The organism is Streptomyces sp. NPDC096311, from assembly GCF_044763085.1.
GTDB lineage: Bacteria > Actinomycetota > Actinomycetes > Streptomycetales > Streptomycetaceae > Streptomyces.
This window is the reverse complement of the sequence record NZ_JBIWFN010000002.1, coordinates 221914-238224: the sequence shown is the minus strand read 5'-3', so window position 1 is coordinate 238224 and position 16311 is coordinate 221914. Positions and strand designations below refer to the sequence as shown.

At 68.3% G+C, this 16311-nt stretch carries 14 protein-coding genes, 1 other RNA gene and 2 pseudogenes; 9 read left to right on the top strand and 8 right to left on the bottom strand.

Annotated features, from left to right (window positions below):
* The first annotated feature begins 61 nt into the window (after window positions 1-61).
* The 3 genes and pseudogenes from ACIRA5_RS05655 to rnpB all read left to right on the top strand — a co-directional run bounded on the left by ACIRA5_RS05655 (window position 62) and on the right by rnpB (window position 2247).
* Window positions 62-913, top strand: coding sequence for an AraC family transcriptional regulator (locus ACIRA5_RS05655; protein ID WP_403687598.1), 852 nt, complete (start codon window positions 62-64; stop codon window positions 911-913).
* 25 nt (window positions 914-938) lie between these two features.
* A pseudogene (locus tag ACIRA5_RS05650) lies at window positions 939-1727 on the top strand (DMT family transporter); the annotation flags it as partial.
* 118 nt (window positions 1728-1845) lie between these two features.
* An RNA gene (gene rnpB, locus ACIRA5_RS05645) (RNase P RNA component class A) lies at window positions 1846-2247 on the top strand.
* Window positions 2248-2804: 557 nt separating this feature from the next.
* On the opposite strand, the gene ACIRA5_RS05640 is transcribed toward rnpB, so the two are convergent.
* On the bottom strand, window positions 2805-2984 hold the full coding sequence (locus ACIRA5_RS05640; RefSeq protein WP_403687596.1) for a hypothetical protein: 180 nt from the start codon (window positions 2982-2984) through the stop codon (window positions 2805-2807).
* A 779-nt stretch (window positions 2985-3763) separates the two neighbouring features.
* Between ACIRA5_RS05640 and ACIRA5_RS05635 the strand changes: the two genes are divergently transcribed.
* The 3 genes from ACIRA5_RS05635 to ACIRA5_RS05625 are packed head-to-tail and all read left to right on the top strand — an operon-like array spanning window position 3764 to window position 6991.
* Window positions 3764-4930, top strand: a complete 1167-nt coding sequence (locus ACIRA5_RS05635; protein ID WP_403687594.1) for a DUF262 domain-containing protein — start codon at window positions 3764-3766, stop codon at window positions 4928-4930.
* Entirely contained in the window at window positions 4927-6036 is a 1110-nt protein-coding gene (locus tag ACIRA5_RS05630) for a DUF3696 domain-containing protein (protein WP_403687592.1), read from the top strand. The genes ACIRA5_RS05635 and ACIRA5_RS05630 overlap by 4 nt, the downstream gene beginning before the upstream one ends.
* Entirely contained in the window at window positions 6014-6991 is a 978-nt protein-coding gene (locus ACIRA5_RS05625; RefSeq protein WP_403687590.1) for a hypothetical protein, read from the top strand. Before ACIRA5_RS05630 ends, ACIRA5_RS05625 begins: the two co-directional genes overlap by 23 nt.
* Before the next feature lie 320 nt (window positions 6992-7311).
* Here ACIRA5_RS05625 and ACIRA5_RS05620 read toward each other — a convergent pair whose 3' ends face one another.
* Together ACIRA5_RS05620 and ACIRA5_RS05615 are read right to left on the bottom strand one after the other, a co-directional pair.
* A complete protein-coding gene (locus ACIRA5_RS05620) occupies window positions 7312-7971 on the bottom strand; it encodes a contact-dependent growth inhibition system immunity protein (protein WP_403687589.1) in 660 nt (219 codons plus the stop codon).
* Between the two features lie 27 nt (window positions 7972-7998).
* Window positions 7999-9270 (bottom strand): RNase A-like domain-containing protein, encoded by a 1272-nt coding sequence (locus ACIRA5_RS05615; protein WP_403687587.1) that lies wholly within the window; start codon window positions 9268-9270, stop codon window positions 7999-8001.
* 102 nt (window positions 9271-9372) lie between these two features.
* On the opposite strand from ACIRA5_RS05615, the gene ACIRA5_RS05610 reads away from it, so the two are divergent.
* The gene (locus ACIRA5_RS05610) at window positions 9373-10044 is read left to right on the top strand and encodes a hypothetical protein (protein WP_403687585.1); all 672 of its coding nucleotides are present in this window, start codon (window positions 9373-9375) and stop codon (window positions 10042-10044) included.
* Window positions 10045-10211: 167 nt separating this feature from the next.
* The gene (locus tag ACIRA5_RS05605; RefSeq protein ID WP_403687583.1) at window positions 10212-10478 is read left to right on the top strand and encodes a hypothetical protein; all 267 of its coding nucleotides are present in this window, start codon (window positions 10212-10214) and stop codon (window positions 10476-10478) included.
* A gap of 119 nt (window positions 10479-10597) precedes the next feature.
* Here the strand turns inward: ACIRA5_RS05605 and ACIRA5_RS05600 are convergent.
* From ACIRA5_RS05600 to ACIRA5_RS05590, 3 genes and pseudogenes are all read right to left on the bottom strand, one after another.
* Window positions 10598-10974 (bottom strand): annotated as a pseudogene (locus tag ACIRA5_RS05600) (site-specific integrase); the annotation flags it as partial.
* Between the two features lie 341 nt (window positions 10975-11315).
* On the bottom strand, window positions 11316-12113 hold the full coding sequence (locus ACIRA5_RS05595; RefSeq protein ID WP_403687581.1) for a hypothetical protein: 798 nt from the start codon (window positions 12111-12113) through the stop codon (window positions 11316-11318).
* A gap of 279 nt (window positions 12114-12392) precedes the next feature.
* Window positions 12393-13205, bottom strand: a complete 813-nt coding sequence (locus ACIRA5_RS05590) for a LysR family transcriptional regulator (RefSeq protein ID WP_403687578.1) — start codon at window positions 13203-13205, stop codon at window positions 12393-12395.
* A gap of 118 nt (window positions 13206-13323) precedes the next feature.
* Between ACIRA5_RS05590 and ACIRA5_RS05585 the strand changes: the two genes are divergently transcribed.
* Window positions 13324-14214, top strand: coding sequence for an NAD(P)H-binding protein (locus ACIRA5_RS05585; RefSeq protein WP_403687575.1), 891 nt, complete (start codon window positions 13324-13326; stop codon window positions 14212-14214).
* A 74-nt stretch (window positions 14215-14288) separates the two neighbouring features.
* On the opposite strand, the gene ACIRA5_RS05580 is transcribed toward ACIRA5_RS05585, so the two are convergent.
* Window positions 14289-15293, bottom strand: coding sequence for a Gfo/Idh/MocA family oxidoreductase (locus ACIRA5_RS05580; protein WP_403687573.1), 1005 nt, complete (start codon window positions 15291-15293; stop codon window positions 14289-14291).
* A gap of 121 nt (window positions 15294-15414) precedes the next feature.
* Window positions 15415-16179 carry an SDR family oxidoreductase gene (locus ACIRA5_RS05575; protein WP_403687570.1) on the bottom strand — a complete coding sequence of 255 codons (765 nt, stop codon included), beginning with the start codon at window positions 16177-16179 and terminating at the stop codon, window positions 15415-15417.
* Window positions 16180-16311 lie beyond the last annotated feature (132 nt).

Here is a 16311-nt window from a genome sequence, read left to right as displayed (position 1 = left end):
CGCCGGCATGGAAACGCGGGCCTGCGGCGTTGCACCCTTGACGAGACCAGGGGAGGTGGCCATGGGGGCACGACGTGAAGAGGCCCGCTGGACCCGGGCCACTCTCGGCCATGAAGGTCCGCCCCTCGACCTGCTGACCGCACGCTTCGACCAGCACCGCTACGCACCGCACGCCCACGACGAGTTCACCATCGGAGTCTGCGTCGGCGGCTCCGAGATCATCGACTACCGGGGCGGCCGCATCCACACCGGCCCCGGCTCGATCGTCGTGCTGGCTCCGGGCGAGATGCACACCGGCGGCCCGGCCGCTTCCGACGGCTACGCCTACCGGGCGCTGTACGCCGAGCCTTCCCTGCTCACCGAGGGAATTCTGGGCAGCCTCCCGCACTTCCGGGACCCCGTCCTCGACGACCCCGAACTGGCCGCCGCCCTGCGCACCGCCCACGCGGACCTGAGCGCCTGCCCCGACCCCCTGGAGGCCGAGTCCCGCCTCCCCTGGCTGCTGGCCGCCCTCGCCCGTCGCCACTCCACGGCCCGCCCGGCGTGCGACACGGTCCCGGGAGCGGCCCCCATAGCCCACGCCGTACGCGACCGTCTCGCCGACGAACTCCAGGCTCCCCCGTCACTCGCCTCCCTCGCCACCGACCTGGGCCTCTCCCGCTACCAGCTCCTGCGCGCCTTCCGTACGACGATGGGGATACCGCCGTACGCCTGGCTGGCCCAGTACCGCGTGAACCGGGCCCGCGCCCTGCTGGAGAGCGGCCTGCGACCCGCGGAGGTCGCCCCGCTCGTGGGCTTCGCGGACCAGGCGCACCTGACGCGCTGGTTCCGCAGGGTGCTGGGGGTGACCCCGGCGGCGTACCGAACAAGCGTGTCGCCGACGGCGTACCGCAACAGCGTTCAAGACAGCTGACCGCACGGCGGCCGAAACTCCCCCCATGACCGCACGCGGCTGGTTCCTGTTCTCCCTGATGGGAGTCGTCTGGGGCATCCCCTACCTGATGATCAAAGTGGCGGTGGACGGCGTGTCCCCGTCGACGGTGGTGTTCACGCGCTGCGCGGTGGGCGCCGCGCTGCTGCTCCCCTTCGCGATCCGCCAAGGGGGCCTTGCCGGCTTCGCCCGGACCGTACGAACCCACTGGCGCCCCATGCTGGCCTTCGCATGCATCGAGATCATGGTCCCCTGGTGGACCCTCACGGACGCCGAGCGCCACCTCTCCAGCTCCACGGCCGGCCTGCTGATCGCGGGCGTACCGATCGTCGGCGTGGCCGCCGCCCGCCTCTTCGGCGACACGGAACGCCTCGGCGCCCGCCGCGTGTCGGGCCTGACCCTCGGCCTGTCCGGCGTCGCGGTCCTCACCGTCCCGCACCTGACCGGCGGCGACGCCCGCTCGCTGGCCGAGGTACTGCTGACGGTGATCGGATACGCGACCGCCCCCGTCATAGCCGCCCGCCACCTCAAGAACGTCCCCTCGCTCCACCTCACGGCCGCCTGCCTGACCCTGGCGGCCCTGCTCTACGCCCCCGCGGCGGTCGTCACCCGCCCCTCCGGGCTCCCCTCCCCGCAGATCCTGGCCGCCCTCGCCGGCCTCGGCGTCATCTGCACCGCGGTCGCCTTCGTGGCCTTCCTGGAACTGATCAAGGAGGCGGGCCCGACACGGGCGACGGTGATCACGTACGTCAACCCGGCCGTCGCGGTGGCGGCGGGAGCCGCCTTCCTGGACGAGAGCCTGACCCCCGGCGTCCTCGCCGCCTTCGCCCTCATCCTGGCCGGCTCGGTCCTGGCGACGGCGACGGCGGGCCCGAGGCGCACCACACGCCCGGTACCATGGTCCACACGGCAGACGAGCCGGGCGGACGGCCGCGTGGAGGTCCTTGTGGACCTTCCCGAGGAACGTCCGGGCTCCACAGGGCAAGGTGGTGGCTAACGGCCACCCGGGGTGACCCGCGGGACAGTGCCACAGAAAACAGACCGCCGAGAACTTCGGTTCCCGGTAAGGGTGAAACGGTGGTGTAAGAGACCACCAGCGCCTGAGGTGACTCAGGCGGCTAGGTAAACCCCACCTGGAGCAAGGTCAAAAGGAAACATCTCGGTGTTTCTGCGCGGACGATCGAGGGCTGCCCGCCCGAGTCCGCGGGTAGACCGCACGAGACCGGCGGCAACGCCGGTCCTAGATGGATGGCCGTCTCCCCGGCCGCCGCGAGGCGCCCGGGCGACAGAACCCGGCGTACAGCCCGACTCGTCTGCCGCCACCTGCGGTTTTGCTTGGGAAAGGGCCTCCGACCCGTGTCGGAGGCCCTTTCCGGTCTTTCGGGGGCTTGCCGCGTCAGGCGGCGAAAAGTCCCTCGGAAGTCCCCCAGACAGCGCTGAAAGTCCCTGAAAAGTCCCAGAAGTATAGGGACGGGCGACCCCTTCGGGTCGGCCACTGTATGAGGTGCTCGTGCAGGATGTTCCAGTCCTCGTCACAGCCTGGCTCGTCAGGGTGCACACGGGCGGGATGCCATCACTTGTGGCTGCAGCACAACGTCTGGTGAGCTTGCCCGCGGATGGTCGGCGTCTCGGGTTCGAATCCCGAAGAGATACCAGTCAGACGCCCGTATACGGCGTCGTCGGCGGAGGCACGACAGCCATGGCTCCGTCCACCGGCGGCCTGGTGAGCGCTTCACGATGTCCTCGCCCTGTCGGCACCGGCGGGAAGAGCACACCGTCCAAACCGTCCGCGCAATACAGGGCCACCCCGCACGGCACTCCGGCCGCCGGTACCGCCACGCAGCCAGGCGCCGAGGATCGTCTGGTACGTCCACTAGCGTGCCATCTCGCCGCGCGCCTGGGCGTAACGGGCCAGGGACTGTTCGTCGGAGAACGCGAGGATGAAACGGATGCCGCCCAAGTCCGCAGTCAAAAGGCCGTAATCACCGTCGAGGCCGGGGTCGTCCTCGAGCGGAACCAGGACCGCCGTACGCCGGAACTCACCCAGCAGCACGCCCGCAATGCGCAGGGCGCCCCGCCGAGGCGGAGCAGATCCAGGTACTGCCAGTAGGGAGGGTGGTGACGGAGGCGCCGATTCCTTCCTGGGACCCTGCGCGGCTCTCCTGCAGGCCTGCCACCCCACCACGGGTCGGAACCGGTCGGCCGGTAAGGGGACAACCTCGTAGCCGGGGGCACGCACCGGGTCGTCACCGCCGACTTGCTCAAGCTGCCGCACACATCGGTGCACCAGAGGGACAGGCGCCGAAGAGCCCACCACCGTGACACAGGCGGTCGAGGCGGGCCGTCTCTCTGGGCTGTTGCTGCAGGTGGGGGAAGTGCGCGGTCGTCGCGGTCTTGGGTGAGGGGCTGGAGCAGTCTCAATGACATTGCGGTGGTGATATCACTTCGGGGACAGGGAAGCAGGCGGCACTTGGTTCACGGTGGATGTCCGTCGCCTGCTGGGTTCTTCGGAACTTTCCAGCTCCCCTGCGGGGGCTGCCCGGCAAGGTTGGCGAGCGATCCGTTCACTTACGGGAAATCGCGTGACGCCCAAGATCCTGGCCATCGAGAGGTCCCAGCCATGCCGTGCCCGCACGCGTCTTGCGCCGTCGCGTGGATGCCGACGGACCGGGCCCGCCTGCCCGCGGCGATCACATGGATGACGGCCGACTGCTCAAGACGAGACATCCTGCGCTGCGTCGTCAGAGTGCGGCCGCACGCCGAGCCACCACTTGCGACTGGGGGTTTCGCCAAGGACCTGGTCCGGATGCAGGTCACGGCTACGATCGCCTCATGACCACCCCGGAGATCCAGAAGGCGCAGGCGGCTCGAGAGGAGTACTTCCTCGACGACGGCACAGATGTGGAGGCCGAGACCGAGGCGGACGACACCACACCTGAGATCGCCAGGCCATGGAATCCGGAGCAGATCCGAGTCAATACGAAACAGTTCTCGCTGCGCAACACGCTGGACATGATTGACGACGATTCGCTGGAGCTGGCCCCGGATTTTCAGAGGGGGCGGGTCTGGAAGCTCGTACAGAAGTCTCAGCTCATCGAATCGGTCCTGCTGCAGATTCCCCTGCCGGCGTTCTATTTCGCAGAGGACGCGGACGGACTCCTGCGCGTGGTGGACGGCCTGCAACGACTTTCGACCATTCATGACTTCGTCCGCGGCGGGGATAAGTCAGGATTTGCTTTGAAGGGCCTCGAATACCTGGACGGAGTGGTCGAGGGGAAACGCTTCGATGAACTTCCCGCACCATGGAAGCGGCGTATCAACAACGCCCAGATCATGGCCCACGTGATCGATCCCACGACTCCGCCGGAGGTCATGTACGACATCTTCAGGCGGATCAACACCCTGGGTACTCCGCTCAACGCACAGGAGATCCGGCACTGCATGAGCCGCGACCGAAGCCGTGACCTCCTCAAGGCCATGACCGCGACAGACGCCTTCTACGAGGCGACGGGCATGCGTGACCACATCCGGATGAACGACCGGGAAATGGCTCTACGCTTCGCCGCGTTCTGGCTGATGGACGTGGAGGGATACGTGGAGCAGGCCGCCATGGATCCTTTCCTGCAACGGGCAACCCGCCTCCTGGATTCGGACGACGAGGTCGATGACGACAAGGCATCCCGCCTCATGGCGGACTTCAGCAAGGCCATGACGAACGCGCGACTGGTTTTCGGGGACCATGCGTTTCGAAAGTGGCCCGAAGGGGTCTCGTGGCGGAACCCGATCAACCGTCCGCTCTTTGAAAGCTGGTCCCTCACTCTCGCCAGGTACGACCCCGAGGACCTGGAACGCCGCAAGGACGCGATCGTGGCAGAGGCCCGCAGTCTGATGACGCGTGACATCTACTACCTGGATGCCATCACGTCGTCCACCGGTGACGTCAGCCGGGTCGTCTACCGCTTCCGCGCCACCGCGAAGGCTGCGGAGGTTGGCAGGTGATCACCTCTCTGGGCATTCGTCACTTCAAACGTTTCGCCAACGCGTCGTTCGAGCTGCGTCCGCTCACCGTGCTCACCGGCCTCAATGGCACGGGAAAGAGTACGGCCATCCAAGCGCTGCTGCTGGCCCGTCAGCTGGCGGATGTGCACAGCAACAGCAGTGTGGTGCAGCTCAACGGCCCGTACGGGCTGGCGCTGGGCGAGGCACATGAGGTGCTGCATCCTGACGCGCCCGACTCGGTCATCGAAATCCACCTCGACAACGACGACGGCGCGTCTGTTGCCCACCGATTCGAGGTGCCGGACGAGCAGGCCCTTTATCTCGAAGTGCTCGACCCCGGGGTCATGTTGCCTGAACTGCGTGGGTGGGGAAGTGAGTTCACGTACCTCTGCGCCGAGCGGCTCGGTCCGAGGGACCAGCTTGGTGTGTCCGCCGAGCATCCGAACGCCATCGGCGTGGGTGTGCAGGGCGAGTTCACAGCGCAGGTCCTCGCCCTCCGCGAGAGCGAGCAGGTGCCCGAGGCGCTCCTGCATCCGGACACCGAAGCGACCCACGGCGTCACCATCCTGCGCACCCAGACCGAGACCTGGGCCTCCGAGATCATCCGCCCCATCAAGATCACTGCTCAGTGGCCGCCCGGCATCACGGCGAGCACCATCCGGTTCCAGGAGCCGGGTCTACTGAGTGAGCCGATCCGGCCCACCAACATGGGCTTCGGATTCTCCTACGCCCTGCCCGTGATCGTCGCCGGCCTGCTTGCCAGGCCCGGCGACCTGCTGATCGTGGAGAACCCGGAGGCGCATCTGCATCCGGGGGGACAGTCCAAGCTGGGCCGGTTCCTCGCCCGGGTCGCGGGGACCGGCGCTCAGGTGATCGTGGAGACCCATAGCGACCACGTCCTCAACGGCGCCAGACTCGGTGTTGCGGAGGAACAGGTGCTGGCTCCGGAGGCCGCCATCGTCCACTACTTCGGTGCGGACGAGGTCGGCTCCGTCCCGATCGAGTTCACCGGGAGCGGCGAGCTGACGGACTGGCCGCAGGGCTTCTTCGACCAGATCGAGCGGGACTTGGGGAGGCTGGCGCGTGCCAGACGCAGGGGGCGGTGAGCCGTACCGGTTCGTCGTGGACGAGACGTCGTTCGACTTCCGGGAACTGACGGAGCAGCACCTCACGGATCTGCTCGACAACTTCAACGACTCCCTTGAGGAGTTACAGGAGGGCTACAAGGTCGCCCGCTCGCAGTCCTGGTACGAGGTGGACTGTACGGACGAAAGGAAGCTGTATGACGTCCTGTACGAGGGCGGAACGCCGAAGGTGGGGCGCGACGCCCGCTTGAGAACAGTCAGGTTGATGGACAAGTGCCCGTCCTGGGACACGGAGCTGTCCGGCCGTCCCGGCCGGGTCGAAGTGGAAGGAGAAGCCAAGGAGGAGGCCGGGTCCCTCGGCTATGCGTGGTATCGCACCCGGCACGGCCACCACACCGCGTGCGTGGTCTTTCCCGTCGCGCACGGGCGTGGTTGGCAACCCGTGTCGGCAGTAGAGGGCGCGAGTGGAGAACCGGTGGCCGTGGAGGTCTTCTTCCTCGCCGAGCCCGCAGCGCTGACCGACTTCTGGCGGTCGCTCTTCCTCCGGGAGGATGTCGCGGAACCAGACTTCCTCGACCGCGCCAGGGAGGCGTTCCCGGGTTTGGTCCTCGCCGACTCGCTCTCCTTCCGCAAGTTCGACGGGACGTACCGGGAGCTGCGGGACTGGGTTGTGGACGTTCTGTCCGTGGTGCAGGACCACTTCGCCGATGCCGTGCGCAAGCACGCGGGCAAGCCCAACGATGTCCAGGCCGAACTGGGTCGGCACGGGCTCACACTGTCGCCGGAGAGCCCCAAGACACACAAGAACAAGAAGATCATGCGGCAGCGGGACGTCAAGCACGACGACGAGACATACCGCTGCGAGTGGCACGCCAAGAAGGAAGGGCACCGCAACCGGGTGCACTTCAGCCTGCCGGAGCAGCGTCTCGGCGGCCGCGTCCTGATCGGTATCTTCGTTGATCATCTCGACACGTAGAGACCGGGCGAGACGCAGCTCACCGCCGCTGAAGGGCGTAGTCGCCGCCGGCCTCGCTGTACGGCTTGAGCAGCGGCTGCAGTTCACGCTTGACGAGAGCCGCGTCGGGCTCGGGCAGCCGTAGCGAGGCTCGGCGCATGCAGACGCTCCAGAAGCGGGACTTCCGAGGTGCTTTTCGCCACCTATCGCGGCAAGCCTCCGACAGACCGGAAAGGGCCGGTCTCCGGTCTCCACCGGAGTTGTGCTGCTGGAAGCAGGGTCGCCCGTGCGGCTGGTTGCCGGGGATCGTGTCCGGGGCGTCTGATCGGCTGCCCGCCAGGTCAGGTGCGCAGGTGGTGCGTGATGATGCCCTGGATGTCGGTGAGCCACTGGCGCAGGGAGACGCCTTCGGGCGGGGGCTCTCTCAGGCCGAGTACGCGTGCCCCTTCCTTCAGTTCATCATCGGTCGGATTCATGGCGAGGACGCCGTCGATGTCGTGGACGGCGGCTCGGTGGTCCTCGGGGGCTTCGGCGGACAGGTAGTCGTCCACTGCTTCGGCGTGTGACTGGTACTCGACCTCGAAGCTGCCCTGGTAGAAGTACGCGCCGAGGAAGTGGGCGAGTGCCGGGAAGCGCTCCCGCCACTCCCATGAGATCTTCGGTCGGGCCGAGGGCCGGGGAGCCGGTGGCGCGGCGAGGAAGTGCTCCAGGTGCTGTCGGACAACGCGCAGGCAGTCCTCGACGCCGATGCCCCGGGGCGGGTCGATGTGCGGGAGCAGGTCGACGTCGTCCGCGATGTCGTCGTTGAAGAGACCCACCGTCAGGAGATCGTCGATCTCCCGCACTGCTGCGGTCACGCGCTCGGGGGCATAGGACGCAGTCCGCATGTATGCGCTCAGTGCGATGCCGGGTGTTTCCACTGTGTCGTCGAAGGCGTGGCCGGTCCATTCGTAGGCGCGCAGGAGTTCGCGCAGTTCCTTGAAGCGGTCTGGGGGCGTCATGGATCTGGAGACCTGTCCGGTTGAGTGCTACGGGGCGGTGGGGTAGGACGTCAGGACTCGATAGCCCAGAGGGGCCGTCGGATCCTTCTTGAGGACTACGGTCGCCCCTGTCACCCATTCTGGAGGCTGGCCGGTCCTGAAGTTGGCCCGGGACAGGCTCAGCCCGGTGGGTGCCCCCAGGTCATCCGTGAAGTCCTTCTTACCGGTCGCTTTGCCGTTGTTCAGCCAGTCCTCGATCTCCTTCTGATGCTTGCCCACGACTGCCTCGGCGTGCTTTTGGGCCGAGGCATGGTCGATGTACCGGGAGGCGTCATCCAGGTCGGGCGCGGCGCGCAGCCGTGCCCTCAGGTCCCGGGTGGTGACCTCGACATGCCGGGAGCCGGTATGGGCGCCGTTCTTACCCTCGTCGGCTGCGAGGTCCGTGGTGTATTTGGGCTTCTGCGGACCTTTCCGTTTGCTGCGCGGCCAGGCGTTCGGCTCACCGTCTCGGAGCAGCATGCCGAGGTCGTCGGCACCGGCGGTCAGCCCGCCGGGCATGGCCAGCTGAGGGCTCAGGCCGGGTACGCGGACGCCGCCCAGCAGTTCCGTCCAGCCGCCCGCGTTCTGGGCGGCTCGGAAGGTGGCGCCAGCTCCGCCGAGGAGGCCGCCGGTGAGGGCGCCGTACACGCCGGCCTGGCGTGCCTCGTCGAGGCTGAGGCCGCCGCTCCGCTCGCCCGTCGCGATCGCGATCGGCTGGGCGACGGCGAGATCGACGCTGACGGACTCGATGCCCGCGATGGCGGCGGTGGCCAGGGTGGTGCCCGCGATGGACGCGACCTCGGCGGAGACCGCGATGCCCAGGGTGCTCGCGAGTTCGGTGACGGTCGTCGCGGCGGCGAGGGCGGGGCCCTCGGAGAGACCCCCGGTGAAGATGGCCAGACCGGTGCCCACGAGGATGGTCCCGCCGACGATCTCCAGCTCGTGTTCGAGCTTCTTCTTTGCGTGGTGCACGGCGTCCGCGTACGCGTCCAGGGCCTTGGCCATGTCGCGGGCGGCGTCGGACAGGTCCTTGAGCCAGCCGTGCTTGTCGTAGTAGTAGCGGCGCCAGAACGGGTCGTCGAAGGCGGAGATGGCCTCGCCCTTGTTGTTCTCGATCAACGAGCGGGCGGCCTTGTTCGCGGCGGCGGTGACGTCCTCGACGTCGTCGGCGAAGTCCCGCCACGCCTTCGCGGCGTCCCGCAGCCCGCCCTCGTCGGCGTCCGGCCACCACATGCCGGTGACGTCCTGGAGGACCTTCCGGGCCTTGTCCGCGACGCTCACTTGTCGTGACCGGTCGAGTCGGCGCCCGTGGAGTCGCGTTCGACCCTGATCCTGGTGAACATGGCGCGGATCAGCTCTTCGTTGTCGATGTGGCCGTCGGCCATGTCGGACATGGCCTCGTGGATGCTGGCCAGGCCCTCCGCCAGGATCTTGGTGGACTGCTCGATCTGGTTGACGTGGGGGCCGTACGCCTTGTGGAAGTCCGTGCCCTGGCGTGCAGATCGTGCACGGGAGCTGGAGCGCGATGAGCAAGCGCTGCAAGCCAAGCGTGCTCTCTACGCCGATCTGAACAACGCGGCTCGCGCTTACCGGGTCGCCGCCCAAGACGCCGTCCGGGCGGCCGAACGCGGTGAAAGTGTCGACCCGGCAATCCTTGACGCCGCAAAGGATGCCTGGGGCGACCAGTACTCCCAAGCGCAGATGGCACTGGCGAAGGATGTCCTGCAGGTAGCCTCGAAGCTCAACAGGGCGCTCGGAGTCGGGTACTCAGTCGTGAAACAGTTGCCTAGCAGCCCCGACCTCACCGAGGCCTATGAGCGGGCGAAGGTGTGGTTCAGCGGCCCCCTGTCCGATGGTGTGTGGCTGCTACGGGTCACCTTGCGACATGACCTCGGCGTTGAAGTCGACCCCCACTTCGAGCAGATCCGCATGCAGATGCTCACCTCGCTCGACACCGCCCGCGGAAGCCTTGAGCGTCTAGTCGCCGCAGAACGCGCGCGAGCCACTGACTCAGCGCAGCACAGGGCACAGATTTTTGGGCAAGATCGCCCATAGTGTCCGGGCCAGATCACGCCAGCTGGCCTCGTCCCGGCGTCGGCGGCCACGTCAGGTACGGCACAGCACAAATCAACGCCCCCACCCCGGTCACGACCGGGGGTGTCCTGCCGTTATCGTCCCCATGGTTGGGCCATGGGGCCCGACTTGGCAGGGAGGGGTCAGTCATGGGGATATTGCAGAAGTGGGCGCGCAAGCGCATGACTCAAGGCGCCATCGCAGCACGGGAACGGGGCGAAACCAGCTACGTTCACAGACTGGCCAGTTCGAATCAGCAGATCCAGGACCGGTATACCTCGGTGATCGAGTCCGAGGGCTGGAAACTGGCCGGTATCCATGAAGATTCCTCACGTCCCAAGGAGCGCTGGGTGATGACCTTCGAGCGCGCAGGCGAGGCGAGTGGGACAACTACCCAATCGTCCGAACAGGCCTAGTACACCTGCCTGACTTCGCGATCTTGCCCCAAGTTCTGAGGGCGGGTGGAAACAGCCACCACGTGACCGACGAAAGGGCCCCTGAAGGATCCCAGGGCCTCGGACTCGGGCAGCAGATCTCACTCGTACTCGCGGAGCACGTCCTGGATACGTCGGTTGGCGACGTCCTGTCCTCCGTCGAGGCACTTCGCGTAGCGGGGCAGCAGGACCTCGACGCTGTTGCCAGCACGCTCGGCCACCTCGGTGGGGTCGACGCCCGCGTTGAGCCACGTCGACAGCGCCGAGTGCCGAAGGTCGTACGGACGACTTGCGAGCGGTGAGGACGCGGCGGCCGGTGGAAGGGCGAGGAACCGAGCCTCCCGCCACACAGGTAGTAGGTCGAGGACGGGACGACCGAGCCCTTCTCACTGAAGAGCCGCCCGTCGTCTGACGTGCCGAAGGTGGCCAGATGTTCGCGGAGCGCGGCGACAAGGTGGGGCGGGATGGGCACCCCCTGGCAGTCGCTCAGCATGGCATGGCGTTCTGACCAGGCTGTCCACCAGGGCAGTGATCGGCTTCCGCTGACATCCAACGTTGACATCAACGACCACGGACGGCGGTGACAACCGGCGGCCATGTGCGGCACCTGTGCGCGTCGGGGACTGCGACCACGCCGGGGCAGGATCGAACTCCTGATGCGGTGCTCGCGCATGAGCGCCCTCCCGGGCCGTTCTGGGGCCGTGAAAGGGCGCTCAATGGCGACCAACGTCGACAGCAGGTCAGGGCGTTGATCGATTGATCGGCCGCAAGTCACGGCCGCCGGTGAGCAGTTGTCGGCGTACTGATCGCGTTCGTCGCCTACGGGCCGCTGTGGAAGAAGCCGGACTTCAGGTTCTCGATGATGTCGTCGAGTGGATGCCCACTGACGATGAACGGTCCGCTCCAGGGCGCGCTGAGTGCGAAGAGCAACGCCAGGCTCAGTCCGACCACACTCGCCACACCTACGATCAGCAGTGACGTTCGCAGGCTGCTGCGGAAGACCAGTGCGCCGGAGTTCACGATCAAGGCCAGTCCGCTGACCACAAGCGTGACGACGTAGAGCGCGGGAACATCGCGCGAGGCGGCCGCAATGCGGGCGCGACGACTACTGGTGACACCGTCCATGGAAACCACCAGCTCCGTGCCTGTCGGGGTTCCTACCTCGGGCCGGGCCGCCTCGGCGCGCACACTCCGCTCCAGCCGTGCGATCGCGAGAGCGGTGGCGGGGTCGTCACCGGACGCCGCTGCTGTAGCCTCCCACTCCCTGGCACGCGTGGTCTGCACATAGTCCAGCAGTGCCGCATGGATCGGCTCCGACTGGACGCGCGGACTTGTCGCCGCCCACCCCAGACGGGAGGCCGCGGCCGCCTCGTCGCTCACCACCCCCTCGGCTGCGCGCAGGTAGCCGGCCTCGCTGGCCAGTGTGAGTGCCGCAAAGATCGCGAAGGCAGCGCCGAGTGTCGGCATCAGGGGCGTGGCGATCTGCGGCACCCGATCCCGCTCCTCGACCGGTACGAGCGCCCGGACGCCGACCCGCGCCACGGCCGCGACCAGTAAGGCAAGGAAGAGCCAGCCCACAACCAGCACCACCGCCGGTAGCGAGGTCAACCAGTTCACCGCATCACCTACAGCGCGTTGCCGCGAGCGCCACACGGCGGCGGTACATCGGCCCCCGCGACCTGGAGCTCCGCGTCGATCACTTTCAATGAACGCTCCATGATCACAGGTCGAAGACCTTTGAGGCTCGCGACGCCCGGAACGGCATCTCGTTTCGTTGGCCAAACAGCTGAATACGGCCCGGTACGAGGCTGTACTGACCACGACCGCCGCGCCCGTCTCATTGAGCCGCGTCATGGCCCCCTTTTTCGCAGGAAGTCAAACGTCGTCGGTGTGGACCTAGGGGCGGCGTTCGGACAGCGTGCGTGTCGCGGTGGTCAGGAAGTCGTCCACGTGCCCGGCGCGGCGGGATTCGAGTACGGCGAGGCAGATCTCGGTCAGTGGGACGTCGGTCACCGGGCGGTTCACGAGGTCGGGGCGTGCGTACGAGCGGGCGACACTGCGCGGCAGCAGTGCGATGCCGCGCCCGGCCGCGATGAGCTCGAGTTTCTCCTCGACCGTCGCGGTGCGGCGCGCGTGGAAGTCCAGGATCGTCTCGCCGTCGAGGGCGGCCAGGGTCAGCCGGCGGCGGGACGCCAGGGGGTGCGTGGTGGGCAGGCAGACGACCTTCGGCTCGCTGCCCACCGGGACGGTGTGGAGCCCGTCCGTGTCGAAGGGGTGGCGCAGGAAGCCGATGTCGGCCCGGCCGTCCCGGAGCGCCTCGCCCTTCTCGTACCAGTTCAGGTGGAGCAGTTCGATCTCGACGTCGGGGTGGGTCCGGGCGAAGGCGCGGACCGCGGGGGAGACGCTCAGACCGGGGGCGAAGCCGACGACCAGGCGGTCGGCGCGGGCGGCGCCGTGCACCCGGCGGGTGGCGGCCTGCGCGGCGGCGAGTACGCCCGGCGCGTCTTCGTAGAGCTGGCGGCCGGCCGGGGTCAGACGCACGCTGCGGGTCGTACGCACCAGCAGCGTGCAGCCCAATTCCTGTTCCAGTGCGCGGATCTGACGGCTCAACACTGGCTGTGCGATGTGCAGGTGCGCGGCGGCGCGGCCGAAGTGCTCGTGCTGCGCGACGGCCGTGAAGTACCGCAGTTTGCGCAGGTCCAGATCCATGCCCTGAGGGTATCAATGTGCCCGAAGAGGTATTGGACGCGTGACGTCGGGTGAGCGCAGAGTGACGGGGCGCGGTGTTCGGGCAGCCCGTTCGCCGGTTGTCAGGAGGTTCCTTTTCGTGATCGTCATTACTGCGCCCACCGGGCAGATCGGCCGCCAGGTCCTCGACATCGTCCTGGGCGACGTCCTCGACGGCGGGGAGTCGGTTCGGGTGATCGCACGCGATCCCGCCCGGCTCTCGTCGCGGCTACGCGAACGGGTCGAGGTCGTGACCGGCTCGCACGGCGACCCCGATGTCGTCGAGGCGGCGTTCGCCGGAGCGGACAGCGTCTTCTGGCTGGCGCCGCCGAATCCGCGGGCCGAGCGCGTCGAAGACGTCTATGTGGAGTTCAGCCGGCCCGCGTGCGAGGCCTTCAAGAGGCAGGGGGTCGAGCGGGTCGTGGGGATCTCGGCCCTGGGGCGCGGGGTGCCCGGGAACGCCGGGCTGGTGTCGGCGTCCCTGGCGATGGACGACCTGATCGCGGGCACGGGCGTGGGTTACCGGGCGCTGACGCTGCCCTCGTTCATGGACAACCTGCTGCGTCAGGTCGAGGCGATCAAGAACCAGGGTGTGTTCTTCCAGCCTGTCGCCGGGGACCTCAAGGCGCCGACCTGCGCCACCCGTGACATCGCCGCCGTGGCCGCCGGGTTGTTGCTCGACCACTCCTGGAGCGGGCAGGGCGAGGTCCCGGTGCTCGGGCCCGAGGACCTGTCCTTCGAGGACATGGCGCGGATCATGTCCGAGGTGCTGGGGAAGCCGGTGCGCTTCCAGCACGTCCCGGTCGAGTCGTTCAAGGACACGCTGACGCAGCGCGGGATGTCCGAGGCGATGGCGCAGGGCATGGCCGACATGGCGACGGCCAAGGACCGTGGCCTCGACAACGCCGAACCGCGCACCCCGGGGGCCACCTCCCCCACCACGTTCCGGCAGTGGTGCGAGGAGATCCTCAAGCCGGCTGTTCTGGCCTGACGGCGGCAACGCGGGAGGGTCGGAGGGCGCCCCCGAGTCTTCGGGCGCGCCCCCGACCCTCCCGCGTCCGGCGGTCAGGCCTCGCGTACCTCCTCCAGGCGTACGGGACGGTGCTCGGCCAGTGAAAGGGCGCAGGCCTCGGCGATCCAGCCGGCCTCGATGGCGTCGGCGACCGTGCACGGCGAGGTGGCGCGGCCCGCGACGACCTCCGTGAAGGCGGTGAGTTCGGCGCGGTAGGCGGGCGCGAACCGGTCCATGAAGAAGTCGTGCGGCGGGCCCGCCGGGAAGGTGGCGCCCGGCTCGACGGAACGCAGCGGCAGCTTGTCCTCCAGGCCCACGGCGATGCTGTCGCGCATGCCGTGCAGCTCTAGGCGGACGTCGTAACCCCGCGCGTTGTGGCGGGAGTTGGAGACCAGGGCGAGGGTGCCGTCGTCGAGGGTGAGGATCGCGGACGCGGTGTCGACGTCACCCGCCTCGGCGATGTACTCGGCACCCCGGTTGCCACCGGCCGCGTACACCTCGACCACCTCGCGGCCCGTGACCCACCGCACGATGTCGAAGTCGTGCACGCTGCAGTCACGGAAGATGCCCCCGGAGACCGCGACGTACGCGGCGGGCGGCGGCGCCGGGTCCAGCGTGGTGGACCGTACGGTGTGCAGCTTGCCGAGTTCGCCGCTCACCACGGCCTTGCGGGCGGCCACACAGCCCGCGTCGAAGCGCCGGTTGTAGCCGATCTGCACCTCGACACCGCTGTCCCGGACGCTTTCCAGCACGTCGAGGCTCTCCTCGACGGTCCGCGCCACCGGCTTCTCGCAGAAGACCGGGATACCCGCCTTGACCGCGGCGAGGATGAGCGCGGGGTGCGCGTCGGTGGCGGCCGCGATGACGATGCCGTCGACCCCGGCGGCGAGCACCGCTTCGGGGGAGTCCACCGCCGTCGCCCCGAACCGCTCCACCGCCGCCGCGGTGGCCGCCGCCACCGGGTCGCTGACGACCAGGGTGTCCACCGCGTCGAGCCCGGCGAGGGTCGCCGCGTGGAAGGCGCCGATCCGGCCCAGTCCCAGGATGCCGATACGCATGAGATTGCTCCTAAAGCCAGTGAGGGTGTGCCCGCCGAGGGAGGGGCGAGGGGCGAGGGGGGAGAGGAGGGGGGAGAGAAGGGAGGAGGGGGAGTGCGGTGAGGGGCAGGGGATCAGGGGGTCAGTCGAGGCCGCCGAAGACGATCTGGTCCCAGTCGATGACCGAGCCCGTGACCACGCCACTGCGGTCGGAGAGCAGGAAGACGACGAAGTCGGCGATCTCGTCGACCTGGCCCAGCTTGCCCATCGGCTGGGTCTTCGCCGCCTTCTCCCGCCAGTCGTCGCCCGCGCCGTGGAAGGCGCGCTGGATCTCCTCCTCGCCCTCGGTGTCCGTCCAGCCGATGTTGAGGCCGTTGATCCGGACCCGGTCCCAGCGGTGCGCGTGGGCGGCGTTGCGGGTGAGGCCCATGAGCCCGGCCTTGGCGGCGACGTACGGGGCGAGGAAGGACTGCCCGCCGTGCGCGGAGGACGTGATGATGTTGACGACGGTGCCCGGCGCCCCGCGGTCCACCAGATGCTGGACGGCGGCCTGCATCGCGAAGAACGGCGCCCGCAGGTTGATCGCCATGTGCGCGTCGAACAGTTCCGGTGTGGTGTCCAGGAGCGTGCCGCGTGACGTCAGCCCGGCCGCGTTCACCAGGCAGTCGATCCGCCCGTGGGCGGCCACGACCTGCTCGACACTGCCACGCGCCTGCGCGGGATCGGTCAGATCGGCCCGTACGAACGTGGCGCCGGTCTGAGCGGCGAACTTCTCGCCGAGCTCGGTGCGGCGCCCCGTGAAGGCGACCGTGGCGCCCTCGCGCAGCGCCGCGCGCACGATGCCCGCGCCGACGCCCTGGCTGCCGCCGTTGACGAGGACGACCTTGTCCTCGAGCAGTTGGTTCATGAGAGTGCTGCCGCCTTCCGGCGCGGTGACATTTCTGCCAGTCTCATGAGACTCGGACCGTCAAGCAATCCGCAGAGAACCATCAAAAACCCCTCATTGATCTCCTCGATCACGGGACGCAGCGAAGGAAGC